Consider the following 14,955-nt stretch of genomic DNA (forward strand, 5'->3'; position numbering starts at 1 on the left):
GACACCCCTGCCCAAGGAGTAGACCCCATGTCCCGACCGGAAACGGGCCGAGGTGCCTCCGTGCGCCGCGTGCTCGCGGTGATCCCCGCACGCGGCGGCTCCAAGGGCGTGCCCGCGAAGAACCTCCTCCCCGTCGGCGGCGTCCCGCTGGTGGCGCGGACGGTGCGCGAGTGCCGCACGGCCCGGCTGGTGACCGACGTCGTGGTCTCCACCGACGACCAGGCCATCGCGGCCGCCGCCCGGGAGGCCGGCGCCGAGGTCGTGCTGCGGCCCGCCGCCATCGCCGGCGACACCGCCACCTCCGAGGCCGCCGTACTGCACGCCATGGACGCCCACGAGGCCCTGCACGGTGCGGTCGTGGACGTGGTCCTGCTCGTGCAGTGCACCAGCCCGTTCCTCGTCCGCGAGGACGTCGACGGGGTCGCCGGCGCGATCGTCGAGAACGGCGCCGACACCGCCGTCACCGTCGCGCCCTTCCACGGGTTCGTCTGGCGCGACGCCGACGACGAGGTGGCCGCGGGCAGCGTCTCCGAGGCCGACGCGGCCGTCGGCGGCGGCTACGGCGTCAACCACGACAAGTCCTTCCGGCCCCGCCGCCAGGACCGCCCGCAGGACCTGCTGGAGACCGGCGCCGCCTACGCCATGGAGGCGACCGGCTTCCGCAAGCACCAGCACCGCTTCTTCGGCCGCACCGAACTGGTCCGCACGGACCCGGCGCGCGTGCTGGAGATCGACGACCCGCACGACCTCGCCCGCGCCCGGGCCCTCGCCCCGCTCTTCGACGCGGACCGGCCCGGCGCGCTCCCGACCGCCGACGACATCGACGCGGTCGTCCTCGACTTCGACGGCACCCAGACCGACGACCGGGTGCTCGTCGACTCCGACGGACGGGAGTTCGTCTCCGTGCACCGCGGGGACGGACTCGGTATCGCGGCCCTCCGCAGGAGCGGCCTGAAGATGCTGATCCTGTCCACGGAACAGAACCCTGTGGTCGCCGCCCGGGCCCGGAAGCTCAAGCTCCCGGTCCTGCACGGCATCGACCGCAAGGACCTCGCGCTGAAGCAGTGGTGCGAGGAGCAGGGCATCGCGCCGGAGCGCGTGCTCTACGTCGGCAACGACGTCAATGACCTCCCGTGCTTCGCCCTCGTGGGCTGGCCCGTGGCGGTCGCGAGCGCCCACGACGTCGTGCGCGGCGCCGCACGCGCGGTCACCACCGTCCCCGGTGGCGACGGCGCGATCCGAGAGATCGCCAGCTGGATCCTCGGCCCCTCTCTCGATTCCCTCACCAAGTAAGGACATCTGCCATGAGCACCAACTCCCGTATCCGCCGGTTCGGTTCGCGCGAGGTCGGCCCCGGCCGCCCGGTCTACGTCTGCGGCGAGATCGGCATCAACCACAACGGCGAGCTGGAGAACGCCTTCAAGCTCATCGACGCCGCCGCCGAGGCCGGCTGCGACGCCGTCAAGTTCCAGAAGCGCACCCCGGAGATCTGCACCCCGCGCGACCAGTGGGACATCGAGCGCGACACGCCCTGGGGCCGGATGACCTACATCGACTACCGCCACCGCGTGGAGTTCGGCGAGGACGAGTACCGCGCCATCGACGACTACTGCAAGTCCAAGAACATCGACTGGTTCGCCTCCCCGTGGGACACCGAGGCCGTCGCCTTCCTGGAGAAGTTCGACGTCCCCGCCCACAAGGTCGCCTCCGCCTCCCTCACGGACGACGAGCTGCTCCAGGCCCTGCGCTCCACCGGCCGCGCGGTGATCCTCTCCACCGGCATGTCGACGCCGAAGCAGATCCGTCACGCGGTCGAGGTCCTCGGCTCCGACAACATCCTGATGTGCCACGCCACGTCGACCTACCCGGCGAAGGCCGAGGAGCTCAACCTGCGGGTCATCAACACCCTCCAGCAGGAGTTCCCGAACGTCCCGATCGGCTACTCCGGCCACGAGACCGGCCTCCAGACCACCCTCGCCGCGGTCGCCCTGGGCGCCACCTTCGTCGAGCGCCACATCACCCTCGACCGCGCCATGTGGGGCTCGGACCAGGCCGCCTCCGTGGAGCCGCAGGGCCTGACCCGCCTCGTCCGCGACATCCGCACCATCGAGGCCTCCCTCGGCGACGGCGTCAAGAAGGTCTACGAGTCCGAGCTGGGCCCGATGAAGAAGCTGCGCCGCGTCACCGGCGTGGTCGCCGAGGCGGAGATCGCCACGGCCGCGGGCGAGCCGGTCGGCGTCTGAACGCACCACCCCCACAACCCCCCTTACGACGGGACGGTCGTACGTCGATGAGCCCCCGCGCCGGGAACGCCGGCCCCCACACCCTCGCCTTCGTCGAGAGTCCGGTACAGCTGCTGAACGTGCTGGAGTGGGCGCACGCGCACGCGCCCGGCGTGGGGCTCACCCTCGTGGTGCTGTCGCCCCTCGACCCGATGACCCGCGGCCAGCTGCGGCGGATGTCCGACCTGGCCCGCGACGAGGGGCACCAGGTCCGCTGGGAGGAAGCGCGCGGCGGACCCCTGGCGCCCTTCCAGACCATCGGCGGCCTGACCGGCCTGCTCCGCAGGGCACGCCGGGTCGTCCTGGGGGACCCCTTCTCCCGCTACGTCCAGCTGCTGCTGACGATCACCCATGCCCGTGACCTGGTCGTCGTCGACGACGGCACGGCGACCATGGAGTTCGTCGGGCAGCTGGCCCGGGGCGAACGGCTGGTGCGCTGGCACCGCAAGGGCGGCCGCCCCGGCCCCCGCGACGTGATCTTCGCACCCGTGTCGGCCTCGGCCCGCCGCCGCCTGACCCCCTCCGCCGGCCGCCGCATCGAGATCTTCTCCTCCATGCCGATGGAGGAGACCCCCGCGGGCGTCACGGTCGGCGCCAACACCTTCGCCTGGACCCGGGCCCGCTTCGGCCCGCCCCGCATCACCAAGGGCGCCGACATGGTGGGCACGTCCCTGGTGGAGACCGGTGTGGTGGACGACGGCCGCTACCTGGAGGCCGTCCGCGTCCTGGCGCAGGCCCACGGTGCCACGCGCTACTTCGCCCACCGCCGCGAGGGCACCGACAAGCTCCACCGCCTCGCCGTCGAGACGGGCCTGGAGATCGTCCGGCCCGAGCTGCCCCTTGAGCTGATCGCCCGCCGCGGCCCGATCGGCCGCACGATCCTCAGTTTCCCCTCCACGGTCGTCCACACCCTGCCCCTCGCCCTGTCCGGCACGGAGGTCCGCGTGGCGGTCTGCGACATCGACCCGGCCTGGCTGACCGAGAACGCCTCCCCGCGCGCCCAGGGCTTCCTGTCCGGAGTCACGGGCACGGCCCGGGACGTCCACCGGCTGTCCCCGACGGCCACACCGAAGCCGGCCGACCCCACGCAATCGGCGGGCACGGCCGGCTTCACAGCCCCACCGGGCCCGGCAGGTCTGACCGGCCCGGCCGCGCCGCCCGGGGCCGCCGGCGCGGTGGCCGCGGGCTGAGGCGAGCCCGGCGGATCGGTCACAGCGGCCGGCGGGCAGCCGGTGCCCGCACGCCGGGCTCGGGCGCCGTGCGGGCCCGGTGAACGCCCCGGGTCATGGCCGTCCGGGGGGCCGAGCGGATCCGACGGGACCGGGACCTGCCCGCGTTCCCGGCCTTGCCCGCGCCGGTGCCGCGCCGGTGCCGCGCCGTCGCCGCGGCCGGGGCCGGTCGCGTCACGCGGATTCCCCCGGTCGCCGTCCCGCCCGGCACGTGTGGCCGCGGATGCGGAGCCGGCTCGCCTGCGTCGCGCCGCGTCGCGTGGCGGTCAGCCGGAATCTGCGTCGGTGACCTGCACCGGAGCTGCGGGCGCCTGGTCCGTGACAGCCGCGCCCGACGGCACCGGCCGGCGCGCCAGCAGGAACGCGCGCGGCATCGACTCCTGGTCCTGGGGCGCGCGCAGCACCCGGGCGTACATCTCCAGGCCAGCCGCTTCGAGGTGCGCGGCGACCGTGTCCGGAGTGCGCCAGTAGTAGTCGAGCGAGATCTCCTGCCCGTAGCGCTCGGTCAGGCGCTGGTGCCCGTCCTCGTCCCCGGACTGGAAGCCGAGCAGCACGGGGGCGCCCGGCAGCAGGACCCGGCGGAACCCGGCGAAGACGGACGGCAGGTGATCGTCCGGCACATGAATGATCGAGTAGAGCGCGACGATGCCGCCCAGCGTCTCCGCCGGCAGGTCCAGCGCCGTCATCGAGCCCACGTGGAAGCGCAGCTCCGGGTGGGCCCGGCGGGCCAGGGCCACCATGCGGGGGGAGGCGTCGACCCCGAACACCGGCAGCCCGGCCTCGTGCAGCCGCGCCGTCACGTACCCCGGGCCGCTGCCGACGTCCGCGACCGGTGGCCCGGCCGTGCCGGCCGCCCGCGCCAGCTCCACGAAGGTCGTCAGCAGGGCCCGCTCCAGCGGTCTTCCGGCCAGGCTGTCGGAGTGCTCGGCGGTGTAGGCCTCGGCGATGGCGTCGTACGAGGCCTGAGTGGACTGTAAGAAATCGGGGGCGCGCACGGGGCGCAGACTAGCGGGGCGCTCGTCCGGCAGATGAACGAGCCCGTGTTCGCCGCGCAGAGCGTGGTATCCGTGGAGAGGATGGATGGATACCGGAGTCGTGACGCTGGTGTGGTCGAAGTCACACTCCGGGAGATGGATGGCCCGTCCCGGCCCAAAAGGCAGGCGAGCATACCCATCTCACTTGATAGCTATGCGTCCGGCGGTCATATTTTCTTCCCCTTTCGGGTTGAAGTTTTGTTGATCCAGGGTCGGTCGACCGCCTCGGCGCCCTACCCTTCAAAGGGTGAAGCCACTGATGTCACTGGAGTCCGAGGTCGATCTTCCCGGCGGAGCCGTGCTCCCCGGTGCACTGCCCGACGCTCTGCGGGCCGAGCTCATCGCGTTCCGGCGCGACATGCACATGCACCCGGAGCTCGGCAACCAGGAGTTCCGCACGACCGCCGCGATCAAGGAGCGGCTGGAGCGGGCCGGCCTCAAGCCGCGCGTCCTCGCCGTGGGCACCGGACTCGTCTGTGACATCGGTGTGGAGGGCGCGCAGTGGGACGGCGGCCCCAGCATGCTCGCCCTGCGGGCCGACATCGACGGCCTGCCCATCCCGGACACCAAGACGGAGTGCCCGTACCGCTCGACCGTGCCCGACCGCGCGCACGCCTGCGGCCACGACGTGCACACCACCGTCGTCCTGGGCGCGGGCCTGGTCCTCGCCGAACTGCACCGGCGGGGCGCGCTGCCCCGCCCCGTCCGGCTGATCTTCCAGCCCGCCGAGGAGGTGCTGCCCGGCGGCGCCGCCGACGCCATCAAGAGCGGGGCGCTGGAAGGCGTCGGCGCGATCATCGCCGTCCACTGCGACCCCCGCGTGGACGCCGGGAAGATCGGGCTCCGTGCGGGCCCCATCACCTCCGCCTGTGACCGGCTGGAGATCGGCCTCGACGGCCCGGGCGGCCACACCGCCCGCCCCCACCTCACGACCGACCTGGTCACCGCCGCGGCCCGCGTCGTCACCGACGTGCCCGCGCTGGTCGGCCGGCGCTTCGACAGCCGCAGCGGGCTCGCCATCACCTGGGGCCGCGTCGAGTCGGGCCACGCGCCGAACGTGATCCCGCAGCACGCCGAGCTCTCCGGCACGGTGCGCTGCCTCGACATCGAGGCGTGGCGGCAGGCCCCCGACGTCGTGGTCGCGGCCATCGACGAGGTCGCCAACCTCCACCGCGCCAAGTCGGAGATCAACTACGTGCGCGGCGTCCCGCCGGTCGTCAACGAGCCCGGCGTCACCGAGCTGCTGCGCGACGCCATGATCGCCCGGCGCGGCGTCGAGTCCGTCGAGGGCACCGAGCAGAGCCTCGGCGGCGAGGACTTCTCCTGGTACCTGGAGCACGTCCCCGGCGCGATGGCCCGCCTGGGCGTCCGCACCCCCGGCGAACGCCACGTGCGCGACCTCCACCAGGGCGACTTCGACGTCGACGAGTCCGCCATCACGGTAGGAGTGGAACTCTTCACAGCCGCAGCCCTGGTCAACGGCCTCCGCTAGCCCCCGACCCGGGGGACCCCGGCCTTCGTGCCCACGCGGGGGCTCCCAGCTTCGTACCGACACGCGGGACTCCGACCTTCTTGGGGCGCGGGGAACTGCGCGGCCGGCCACGACGCCCCCGCACACGGCCAACGGCCCAAGCCCTCAAAGCCGTACCCGTACGGCAGACCCCGCCCCTCTCGGGGCACAGAGGAACCCGACCGTCCCGGGGGGCGCGGGGAACGGCGCGACCAGCCCCGACGCCCCGGCACACAACAAACGGCCCCCCCACCCGGGCCACCCCGACAGCACCCCCGAAACACCCCCCGGTTGCGAGCGGCGCAGCCTCACGGCAGCCTGGTGCGCGTGGCGAGGTAGACACGCGCCGTGTCCCCGAGTACACCTTTCGACCCCGTTCGATCCCGTGGTTCACAAGGGCGTAACCGGCCATCGGCACGAATGGATAACGGCCCCGCGGCGAACCGTTCCCAGGAGTGTCTACGCGCGTTAATGTGCGCCGAACCGAGCACCCACTGCGGGGCTTTGGAGAATGGGGAACTTCAGATGCGTCGGATTTCCAAACTGACCCGCGTCGCGGTGGGGGTCGCGTCGCTCGGGCTCGTCGCCACGGCCTGCGGCGGCACCAGCAGCGACAGCGGCGACAGCGACAGCAGCGAGCGCGGCGTCGCGATCGCGTACGACGTCGGCGGCAAGGGCGACCAGTCCTTCAACGACGCCGCCTACGCCGGCCTGACGAAGGCCAAGGACGAGTTCGGCTACAAGACGGCCGACATCGAGCCCACCGAGGGCGAGACGGACGCCGACAAGGAGCAGCGCCTGGCGTCGCTGGCCAAGCAGGGCTACAACCCGGTCATCGGCGTCGGGTTCGCCTACGCCCCGGCGATGAAGGCCGTCGCCTCCAAGTACCCGGACACCACCTTCGGCATCGTGGACTCCGTGGTGGAGGGCAAGAACGTCGCCTCCCTCGTCTTCGCCGAGGAGCAGGCCTCGTACCTCGCCGGTGTCGCGGCCGCCAAGGCCACGAAGACCGACGTCGTCGGCTTCGTGGGCGGCGTGGACATCCCGCTGATCCACAAGTTCGAGGCCGGCTACAAGCAGGGTGTCGAGGACACCAAGCCCGGCGTGCAGGTCCTGTCCCAGTACCTCACCCAGACGGCCGAGGAGGGCGGCTTCGCCAGCCCGGACAAGGGCAAGGCCGCCGCAGAGGGCCAGATCGAGAAGAAGGCCGACGTGCTCTACGCGGCCGCCGGCCTGTCCGGACAGGGCGTGATCGAGGCCGCCGCCAAGGCGAAGGTCTGGGCGATCGGCGTCGACTCCGACCAGTACAAGCAGGCCGCTCTGGCCCCGTACAAGAACTACATCCTCACGTCCGCGCTCAAGGACGTCGGCGGAGCGGTCTACGCGCTGTCCAAGTCGGTCCAGGACGACAAGCCGCTGACCGGCACGAAGACCTTCGACCTGAAGGTCAACGGCGTGGGCCTGTCCGAGTCGAACCCCGAGTTCGCCAAGGTCGCCGGCCTCAAGGAGGCCGTGGACAAGGCGAAGCAGGGCATCGACGACGGCACCATCAAGGTGAAGACCGAGTAGGAGCAGACCCCTCACAGGGCAAGAGCGGGCGGACACCCCACGGTGTCCGCCCGCTTCCGCGTTTCCGGCCTCTCACGCAGCAGATCAAGCAACCGGATCACCCAGCGCCACCCCCCGTTTGCGGTCGGCAACGCCCCGGCCAAGGCGCGGTGATGGCTTGGCCACGGGCGCATAACAAGGTGGACAGAAGGGGTTTTCAGGCAGGTCTACGCGCGTTAATCTGCGGCGAAGCCAGCGCTGAAGCTGAACCGTCCCGGCGCTGTGCGACCTCGTTGTACGACAGGAGCACCCACACATGCGCCGGATTTCCCGGATCACGGTCGCAGGCGCAGCGACCGCCTCCCTGGCCCTCGCGCTCTCCGCCTGCGGCGGCACCTCGACCTCCGCCGGGTCGTCGGACTCGAAGGGCGACAAGGGTCTCGCCATCGCCTACGACGTCGGCGGCAAGGGCGACCAGTCCTTCAACGACGCCGCGTACGCGGGCCTGGAGCAGGCGAAGAAGGAGTTCGGGTACCAGACGGCCGACGTGGAGCCCACCGAGGGCGAGACGGACGCCGACAAGGAGCAGCGCCTGGCGTCGCTGGCCAAGCAGGGCTACAACCCGGTCATCGGCGTCGGCTACGCGTACGCCTCGGCCGTGAAGGGTGCCGCCGAGAAGTTCCCGGACACCACCTTCGGCATCGTCGACGACTCCACGATCAACACCAAGAACGTGGCCGACCTGGTCTTCAACGAGGAGCAGGCCTCCTACCTGGCCGGTGTCGCCGCCGCCAAGACCAGCAAGAGCAAGGTCGTTGGCTTCGTCGGCGGTGTGGACATCCCGCTGATCCACAAGTTCCAGGCGGGCTTCGCGCAGGGCGTGAAGGACACCGACCCGAAGGTCAAGGTGCTCTCCCAGTACCTCACCCAGACGGCCGAGGAGGGCGGTTTCGCCAGCCCCGACAAGGGCAAGACGGCTGCCGAGGGCCAGATCGAGAAGAAGGCCGACGTCGTCTACGCGGCCGCCGGCCTGTCCGGCCAGGGTGTCATCGAGGCCGCCGCCGCCAACAAGGTGTGGGCCATCGGTGTCGACTCCGACCAGTACCAGCAGGAAGCCCTCGCCAAGTACAAGGACTCCATCCTGACCTCGGCGATGAAGGACGTCGCCAAGGCGGTGTACAACCTGGCGAAGTCGGTCGAGGACGGCAAGCCCGAGACCGGTATCGTTCGTGGCGATCTGAAGACCGGCGAAGTGAGCCTGTCGAACTCCAACCCGAAGTTCGCGGACGACGCCGAGCTTCAGGCAGCCATCAAGACGGCCAAGGAGAAGATCATCAGCGGCGAGATCAAGGTCAAGAGCAGCTGACGAGCGACTGCCTCGAAGCAGGCGGTAACCCCCGGGGTTACGTCCGCTCGACGGGGTACGGGGAGCTGCTCCTCGTACCCCGTTGCCGCGGGGCGTCGGCCCCTTTGTATGCCGTAGGGGCGCTACGCGCGTAGACGGCCCCCGTCCCCAGGAGAGTGCGCCATCAACGCGTCCAGCAGCCCTCCGGCCGGAGCGGCGGTCAACGAATCGGTGACCGCCGTCGAACTCGCCGGGATCACCAAGCGTTTCCCCGGTGTCGTGGCCAACCACGACATCCACCTCACCGTCCGCAAGGGCACCGTGCACGCCCTCGTCGGCGAGAACGGCGCCGGCAAGTCGACGCTGATGAAGATCCTCTACGGCATGCAGAAGCCGGACGAGGGCACCATCGCCGTGAGCGGCGAGCAGGTCAGCTTCTCGTCGCCGGCCGACGCCATCGTCCGCGGCATCGGCATGGTCCACCAGCACTTCATGCTCGCCGACAACCTCACGGTCCTGGAGAACGTGGTCCTCGGCAGCGAGAACCTCTACGGCATCGGCGCCAAGGCCCGCCGCAAGATCAAGGAGCTCTCCGAGCGCTACGGCCTCGGCGTCGAGCCCGACCTCCTGGTCGAGGAGCTCGGCGTCGCCGCCCGCCAGCGCGTGGAGATCCTCAAGGTCCTCTACCGCGGCGCCACCACCCTCATCCTCGACGAGCCGACCGCCGTGCTCGTGCCGCAGGAGGTCGACGCCCTCTTCGCCAACCTGCGCGAACTGCGCTCCGAGGGCCTGTCGGTCATCTTCATCTCGCACAAGCTCGGCGAGGTGCTCTCCGTCGCCGACGAGATCACCGTCATCCGCCGCGGCACCACCGTCGGCACGGCCGTCCCCGCCGAGACGACGCCCCGTCAGCTCGCCGAGATGATGGTCGGCAGCGAGCTGCCCACGCCCGAGACGGCCGAGTCCACGGTCACCGACCGCCCGGTCATCAGCGTCGACAAGCTGCGCCTGGCGGCCCCCGGCGGCAAGGCCCTCCTCGACGACATCAGCTTCACCATCCACGCGGGCGAGGTCCTCGGCATCGCCGGCGTCGAGGGCAACGGCCAGACCGAGCTCGTCGACGCCCTCATCGGACTGAGGTCCGCCGACACCGGCACCATCCGGCTCGCCGACGAGGAGATCACGGCCTGGCCCACCCGCCGCCGCCGCGAGCAGGGCATCGGCTACATCCCCGAGGACCGGCACCGCCACGGCCTCCTCCTGGAAGCGCCCCTCTGGGAGAACCGCATCCTGGGCCACGTCACCGAGAAGCCGCTGGCCAAGGGCGTCTGGCTGGACCCGAAGGCGGCCCAGGAGGACACCCGGCGGATCGTCACGGACTACGACGTCCGCACCCCCGGCATCGACGTCACCGCCGCCTCCCTGTCCGGCGGCAACCAGCAGAAGCTGATCGTCGGCCGCGAGATGAGCCACAAGCCGCGCTTCCTCATCGCCGCCCACCCCACCCGGGGCGTGGACGTCGGCGCCCAGGCCGCCATCTGGGACCACATCCGCGAGGCGCGCCGCGAGGGCCTGGCCGTGCTGCTGATCTCCGCCGACCTCGACGAGCTGATCGGCCTGTCCGACACGCTGCGCGTGATCTACAACGGCAAGCTGGTCGCGGACGCCGACCCGGCCACCATCACCCCCGAGGAGCTCGGCTCGGCCATGACCGGTGCCGCCACCGGGCACCTGGAGCACGACGACACCCCCGAGATCTCGAAGGCCGACGCCCCCGAGTCTCCGGAAGACGAGGCCCGCTGATGAAGAAGTTCGACAAGGAGCGCGTGCTCCTCGCGGTGGCCGGACCGGTCATCGCGCTGGCCGTGGCCTTCGTCCTGAGCGCGATCGTGCTGCTCGCGTCGGGCAAGAGCCCCTTCGAGCCGTTCGCCCTGATGTTCGAGCAGCTCGGCTTCTCCGACATCCAGGTCCTGATCATCAACCAGGCCTCGATGTACTACATCGCGGCCCTCGCGGTGGCCATCGGCTTCCGGATGAACCTGTTCAACATCGGCGTCGACGGCCAGTACCAGCTCGGCGCCATGATGGCCGCCATCGTCGGCGCCCATGTGAACATGCCCGCCGCGATCCAGGTGCCGCTGCTGCTCCTGACGGCCGTGCTCACCGGCGCCTTCTGGTCCGGCATCGCCGGTGTCCTCAAGGTCACCCGTGGCGTCAGCGAGGTCGTCGCCACGATCATGCTCAACGCGATCGCCACCTCCGTGATCGCCTACCTGTGGCTGCCGAACGTCTTCGGCGTGAAGGTCGGCAACAACAACACGACCGGCGAGATGTACGAGTCCGGCTGGATCCCCGGCATCCCCATGGGCGCGGCCGGCGAGATCTACGGCCTGGTGCTGCTCGCCGTGCTGCTCGGCATCGGCTACTGGGTCGTCCTCAACCGCACCCGCTTCGGCTTCGACCTGCGCGCCTCCGGCGCCTCGCAGACCGCCGCCGCGGCCAGTGGCGTGGACCCCAGGCGCATGGTGCTCAGCGCCATGCTGATCTCCGGCGGCATCGCGGGCCTCGCCGGCCTGCCGATCCTGCTCGGCGACACCCACACCTACAGCCTGAACTTCCCCACCGGCATCGGCTTCCTCGGCATCGGCATCGCCCTGCTGGGCCGCAACAGCCCCGTCGGCATCGCCTTCGCCGCCCTGCTGTGGGCCTGGCTCGACAAGGCCTCGCCCGAGCTCGACTTCCACGGCTACGACAAGGAGATCGCGGTCATCATGCAGGGCCTGATCGTCCTCTCGGTCGTCGTCTCCTACGAGGCCGTCCGCGAATGGGGCCTGCGCCGCCAGCAGCGCCGCGTCGGTGCCGAACTCGCCGCCGGTCACGTCCTCGGCGCCCAGAACACGAAGGAGGTGGCTGGCCGATGACCACCGCGACCGACGTCAACCAGCCCTCGCTGCAGCCCGCGGCGCCGACCGGCCGCCGCCTGTCGTGGCCCGTCCTGCTGCTCATCATCGCCGGAGGCCTGGCGCTCACCTCGATCGTCCGCATCATCACGGGCGCCGACGGCATCACCAACGTCAGCCAGATGTCCACCGCGCTCCAGCTCGCCGTGCCGATCGGTCTCGCCGGTCTCGGCGGTCTGTGGGCCGAGCGCGCGGGCGTGGTCAACATCGGCCTCGAAGGCATGATGATCCTCGGCACCTGGTTCGGCGCCTGGGCCGGCTTCCAGTGGGGCCCGTGGACCGGTGTCCTGGTGGGCATCGCCGGCGGTGCGATCGGCGGTCTGCTGCACGCCTTCGTCACCGTCACCTTCAACGTCAACCACATCGTCTCCGGTGTGGCCATCAACATCCTCGCCCTCGGCGCCACCCGCTACCTCGCGCCCCTCGCCTTCGAGGGCCACACCGGCGGTTCCGCCAAGCAGTCCCCGGCGGTGGAATCCCTCGGGAACTTCACGGTGCCCGGACTGTCCGACGCCCTGCGGGACCTCAACGCCCACGGCTGGTTCCTGATCTCCGACATCGCCGGCCTGCTCGGCGGCCTGGTCACCAACGTGTCCTGGCTGACGCTGATCGCCGTCGCGCTGATCCCCGCCACCTGGTGGATCCTGTGGCGCACCGCGTTCGGCCTGCGCCTGCGCTCCTGCGGCGAGAACCCGGTGGCCGCCGAGTCCCTCGGCGTCAACGTCTACAAGTACAAGTACATCGCCGTCGTCATCTCCGGAGGTCTGGCCGGCCTCGGCGGTGTCTTCCTGTCCATCGTGGCCAACCCCTTCTACCTGGAGGGCCAGGTCAGCGGCCGCGGCTTCATCGGCCTCGCGGCGATGATCTTCGGCAACTGGATGCCGGGCGGCCTCGCCCTCGGCGCGGGCCTGTTCGGCTACACCGACAGCCTCAACCTGCGCGGCGGCTCCTCCAACGTCCACGCCCTGCTGCTGCTCGGCGCGCTGCTGCTGATCATCGGCGCCGTCTGGCTGATCGTCCGCAAGAAGTACGTCCCGGCCGTGTGCACGCTGGTCGCCGGCGCCCTGGTGTTCGCCTGGTACGCGACCACCGACGAGGTCCCGAACCAGGTCGTCTCCGCCACGCCGTACGTCATCACCCTGGTGGTCCTCGCCCTGTCCGCGCAGCGGCTGCGGATGCCGAGGGCGAACGGCATGCCGTACCGGAAGGGGCAGGGCAAGTGACCGACGCCGGCCCCGCCGTCGACTGGGAGAAGCTGCGCGCGGTGGCCCGGGACGCCATGTCCCGGGCGTACGCCCCCTACTCCGGCTACCCGGTGGGCGTCGCGGCCCTGGTCGACGACGGGCGGATCATCTCCGGCTGCAACGTCGAGAACGCCTCGTACGGACTCGGCCTGTGCGCCGAGTGCGGTCTGGTGTCGGAGCTGCACAACAGCGGCGGCGGCCGGCTGACGCACTTCACCTGCGTCGACCGCAACGGCGACACACTCGTCCCGTGCGGCCGCTGCCGTCAGCTGCTCCACGAGTTCGGCGGCCCGGACCTCCTGCTGGAGACCCCGGCGGGGATCCTGCCGCTGTCCGCGATGCTGCCCCAGGCCTTCGGCCCGGAGCACCTCAGCAAGTAACCCCCGTGCGGCCCCTCTGAGTTGCTCACGCGACCGGCTCAGAGGGGCCGTGCGGCTTCTGGAACCCTCGGAAGGAAGCCAATCCATGGCCATGGACGTCATCTCCGTCATCCGCACCAAGCGGGACCGCGGTGAACTCAGCGACGCGCAGATCGACTGGGTCATCGACGCGTACACCCGCGGGGAGGTCGCCGACGAGCAGATGTCCGCCCTCGCCATGGCGATCCTGCTGAACGGCATGAACCGCCGCGAGATCGCCCGCTGGACGGCCGCGATGATCGCCTCCGGCGAGCGCATGGACTTCTCGTCCCTGTCCCGCCCGACCGCCGACAAGCACTCCACGGGCGGCGTCGGCGACAAGATCACCCTGCCGCTGGCCCCCCTGGTCGCCGCCTGCGGCGCCGCCGTACCGCAGCTGTCCGGCCGCGGCCTCGGCCACACCGGCGGCACGCTCGACAAGCTCGAAGCCATCCCCGGCTGGCGTGCGCTGCTCTCCAACGAGGAGATGCTGAACGTCCTCGACACCACCGGCGCGGTGATCTGCGCCGCGGGCGACGGCCTGGCCCCCGCCGACAAGAAGCTGTACGCCCTCCGGGACGTCACCGGCACGGTCGAGGCCATCCCGCTGATCGCCTCCTCGATCATGTCCAAGAAGATCGCCGAGGGCACGGGCTCGCTGGTCCTGGACGTGAAGGTCGGCACCGGCGCCTTCATGAAGACCATCGAGGACGCCCGCGAACTGGCCTCCACGATGGTCGGCCTGGGCACCGACCACGGCGTGAAGACGGTCGCGCTCCTCACGGACATGGCCACGCCCCTCGGCCTGACCGCCGGCAACGCCCTGGAGGTCCGCGAGTCGGTGGAGGTCCTGGCGGGCGGCGGCCCCGCGGACGTGGTCGAGCTGACGATCGCCCTGGCCCGCGAGATGCTGGACGCGGCCGGGGTGAAGGACGCCGACCCGGCGAAGGCCCTGGCCGACGGCTCGGCCATGGACGTGTGGCGCCGCATGATCGCGGCCCAGGGCGGCGACCCGGACGCGACGCTGCCGGTGGCCCGCGAACAGCACGTGATCAAGGCCCCGTCCTCCGGCGTCCTGAGCCGCCTCGACGCCTACGGCATCGGCGTCGCCGCCTGGCGCCTCGGCGCGGGCCGGGCCCGCAAGGAGGACCCGGTGCAGGCGGGCGCGGGCGTCGAACTCCACGCCAAGCCCGGCGACACGGTCACCGAGGGCCAGCCCCTCCTGACCCTCCACACGGACACGCCGGAGCGCTTCGAGTACGCCCTCCAGGCGGTCGAGGGCTCCTACGACATCGCGGCCCCGGGAACCGACTTCACGGCGTCGCCGGTGGTGCTGGAACGCATCGCCTGACCTGGGGGTTTCCCTTTCGGGTGAACGGGACCGGTGGACCGCCGCCGGTCCCGT

Annotated in this window: 12 protein-coding genes; 11 read left to right on the forward strand and 1 reads right to left on the reverse strand. The window is 71.2% G+C overall.

Features of this window, described 5'->3' with window-relative positions; translation table 11 throughout:
- The first annotated feature begins 27 nt into the window (after positions 1-27).
- Genes AB0E85_RS07340 through AB0E85_RS07350 form a run of 3 tightly spaced genes read left to right on the forward strand, consistent with a single transcriptional unit; the run spans position 28 to position 3,472 of the window.
- Positions 28-1,293: an N-acylneuraminate cytidylyltransferase gene (locus tag AB0E85_RS07340; protein ID WP_361923556.1), complete on the forward strand. Its 1,266-nt coding sequence runs from the start codon at positions 28-30 to the stop codon at positions 1,291-1,293.
- An 11-nt stretch (positions 1,294-1,304) separates the two neighbouring features.
- Entirely contained in the window at positions 1,305-2,243 is a 939-nt protein-coding gene (locus AB0E85_RS07345) for an N-acetylneuraminate synthase family protein (RefSeq protein ID WP_107455781.1), read from the forward strand.
- A 47-nt stretch (positions 2,244-2,290) separates the two neighbouring features.
- Positions 2,291-3,472: a hypothetical protein gene (locus tag AB0E85_RS07350; RefSeq protein WP_361923559.1), complete on the forward strand. Its 1,182-nt coding sequence runs from the start codon at positions 2,291-2,293 to the stop codon at positions 3,470-3,472.
- 305 nt (positions 3,473-3,777) lie between these two features.
- Here AB0E85_RS07350 and AB0E85_RS07355 read toward each other — a convergent pair whose 3' ends face one another.
- Complete coding sequence (locus AB0E85_RS07355; RefSeq protein ID WP_361923562.1) at positions 3,778-4,506, reverse strand: class I SAM-dependent methyltransferase; 729 nt, start codon at positions 4,504-4,506, stop codon at positions 3,778-3,780.
- A gap of 298 nt (positions 4,507-4,804) precedes the next feature.
- Here AB0E85_RS07355 and AB0E85_RS07360 point away from each other — a divergent pair, with 298 nt between their 5' ends.
- From AB0E85_RS07360 to AB0E85_RS07395, 8 genes are all read left to right on the forward strand, one after another.
- Positions 4,805-6,037: a M20 family metallopeptidase gene (locus AB0E85_RS07360; RefSeq protein ID WP_361923711.1), complete on the forward strand. Its 1,233-nt coding sequence runs from the start codon at positions 4,805-4,807 to the stop codon at positions 6,035-6,037.
- A gap of 543 nt (positions 6,038-6,580) precedes the next feature.
- A complete protein-coding gene (locus tag AB0E85_RS07365; protein ID WP_361923565.1) occupies positions 6,581-7,624 on the forward strand; it encodes a BMP family ABC transporter substrate-binding protein in 1,044 nt (347 codons plus the stop codon).
- Between the two features lie 295 nt (positions 7,625-7,919).
- Entirely contained in the window at positions 7,920-8,969 is a 1,050-nt protein-coding gene (locus tag AB0E85_RS07370) for a BMP family ABC transporter substrate-binding protein (RefSeq protein ID WP_361923568.1), read from the forward strand.
- Positions 8,970-9,179: 210 nt separating this feature from the next.
- Complete coding sequence (locus AB0E85_RS07375) at positions 9,180-10,751, forward strand: ABC transporter ATP-binding protein (protein WP_361923571.1); 1,572 nt, start codon at positions 9,180-9,182, stop codon at positions 10,749-10,751.
- Entirely contained in the window at positions 10,751-11,869 is a 1,119-nt protein-coding gene (locus tag AB0E85_RS07380) for an ABC transporter permease (protein ID WP_361923574.1), read from the forward strand. The genes AB0E85_RS07375 and AB0E85_RS07380 overlap by 1 nt, the downstream gene beginning before the upstream one ends.
- Positions 11,866-13,131 (forward strand): ABC transporter permease, encoded by a 1,266-nt coding sequence (locus AB0E85_RS07385; protein ID WP_361923577.1) that lies wholly within the window; start codon positions 11,866-11,868, stop codon positions 13,129-13,131. Before AB0E85_RS07380 ends, AB0E85_RS07385 begins: the two co-directional genes overlap by 4 nt.
- Positions 13,128-13,532: a cytidine deaminase gene (locus tag AB0E85_RS07390; RefSeq protein WP_361923580.1), complete on the forward strand. Its 405-nt coding sequence runs from the start codon at positions 13,128-13,130 to the stop codon at positions 13,530-13,532. Before AB0E85_RS07385 ends, AB0E85_RS07390 begins: the two co-directional genes overlap by 4 nt.
- A gap of 91 nt (positions 13,533-13,623) precedes the next feature.
- Positions 13,624-14,901, forward strand: coding sequence for a thymidine phosphorylase (locus AB0E85_RS07395; protein WP_361923712.1), 1,278 nt, complete (start codon positions 13,624-13,626; stop codon positions 14,899-14,901).
- Positions 14,902-14,955 lie beyond the last annotated feature (54 nt).

The organism is Streptomyces sp. NPDC029044 (assembly GCF_040637495.1).
Classification (GTDB): Bacteria; Actinomycetota; Actinomycetes; order Streptomycetales; family Streptomycetaceae; genus Streptomyces.

Excerpts from the sequence above, each read along its gene's own strand:
- AB0E85_RS07350 (WP_361923559.1), top strand. The coding sequence starts at position 2,291 with ATGAGCCCCCGCGCCGGGAACGCCGGCCCCCACACCCTCGCCTTCGTC.
- AB0E85_RS07395 (WP_361923712.1), top strand. The coding sequence starts at position 13,624 with ATGGACGTCATCTCCGTCATCCGCACCAAGCGGGACCGCGGTGAACTC.
- AB0E85_RS07380 (WP_361923574.1), top strand. The coding sequence starts at position 10,751 with ATGAAGAAGTTCGACAAGGAGCGCGTGCTCCTCGCGGTGGCCGGACCG.
- AB0E85_RS07385 (WP_361923577.1), top strand. The coding sequence starts at position 11,866 with ATGACCACCGCGACCGACGTCAACCAGCCCTCGCTGCAGCCCGCGGCG.
- AB0E85_RS07340 (WP_361923556.1), top strand. The coding sequence starts at position 28 with ATGTCCCGACCGGAAACGGGCCGAGGTGCCTCCGTGCGCCGCGTGCTC.
- AB0E85_RS07345 (WP_107455781.1), top strand. The coding sequence starts at position 1,305 with ATGAGCACCAACTCCCGTATCCGCCGGTTCGGTTCGCGCGAGGTCGGC.
- AB0E85_RS07370 (WP_361923568.1), top strand. The coding sequence starts at position 7,920 with ATGCGCCGGATTTCCCGGATCACGGTCGCAGGCGCAGCGACCGCCTCC.
- AB0E85_RS07360 (WP_361923711.1), top strand. The coding sequence starts at position 4,805 with ATGTCACTGGAGTCCGAGGTCGATCTTCCCGGCGGAGCCGTGCTCCCC.
- AB0E85_RS07365 (WP_361923565.1), top strand. The coding sequence starts at position 6,581 with ATGCGTCGGATTTCCAAACTGACCCGCGTCGCGGTGGGGGTCGCGTCG.